Origin of the sequence: Paludisphaera rhizosphaerae (assembly GCF_011065895.1) — a bacterium.
GTDB lineage: Bacteria > Planctomycetota > Planctomycetia > Isosphaerales > Isosphaeraceae > Paludisphaera > Paludisphaera rhizosphaerae.
This window is the reverse complement of the sequence record NZ_JAALCR010000092.1, coordinates 1-1,015: the sequence shown is the minus strand read 5'-3', so window position 1 is coordinate 1,015 and position 1,015 is coordinate 1. Positions and strand designations below refer to the sequence as shown.

Sequence of the window (1,015 nt, the reverse complement as noted above, 5' to 3'; positions counted from 1 at the left end):
AAAATTCGGCCCGTTCGCCCCCGCGTCCCGGCCCAGAGGCATCGGCAGGTAGAACGTGTTGTAGGGCGCTCCCAGCCACGGCTGCGCAACTCCCGAGGAGTCTTTCGGCGGCTCGGACAGATCGCTCCGCTCGGCCACCCAGATGTGGTAGAACGAGTCGAGCAGGCCGAACGACGACGGGCTGGAATACCGCGTCGTTGGAATCATCCGCCCCCCCGAGTCGACCATCACATCCACAACGCCCGACAGCTGATCCACGGGAAGACGCGACCGTTCCGGCCTGGCCAGCAGGGACGAAGTCAGGTCGACCACGACGTTCCCCGGCAGCTGCGTCTCCCGCGCCCCAGGCGACGGCACCGGCCGACGCACGATCATGTAGGGGATTCCGTAATACATGTCGCCGCTGACGGGGTCGTAAACCGTACTGCTGTCCTTGTTACTGACGTAGGCTGCGGGCCATACCTCATTTTCGGCCCATTCCGAAAGGTTGTCGACGGAGCCGTCGCCGTCGTTGTCGACGCCGTCCCAGCCGTTGTCGACGTAGCCGTCGCCGTCGTCGTCCTCGCCGTTCACCACGAACAGGTATTCAGGCGTGTAAGTACCGCCACCTGGGTAAGGAAGCACGAGCGTATTCGTATTCGGATCGACGTTGACGAACATCTCGGGATTCGGCTGATCCACCGGCCCGACGACCGTGAAGTAGGGCCCCAGGTTGTTGATCTGGATCTTGTCTCCCGCCCGGACGTTCCAGTACCAGGACGTCGGCGATTCCACTGTCAGGCTCGGGGCTCCATTGGGTATCCGAAAATTCGACTGCACGAGGAGCAGCACGCGCCGAGAAGTGTAGAGCGTCGCTGTATCGCTTCCGGCCACACTGTTCGCCAGTCGCGGGTAGTTTACAAAATTTCCTCTCGTATTCGTCGGGTCAGCGAACTGCGGCCAAAGGGGTTGTCCCGTGCCATTCGAACGCTTGTTGTCGATAAAAAGGCGCCCCTCGGAGTAGCCCGGCGGCTGT

1 pseudogene is annotated in these 1,015 nt (G+C 62.2%); it reads right to left on the bottom strand.

Features of this window, described 5'->3' with window-relative positions:
* Window positions 1-774: pseudogene (locus tag G5C50_RS32115) on the bottom strand (hypothetical protein); the annotation flags it as partial.
* Window positions 775-1,015: the final 241 nt, after the last annotated feature.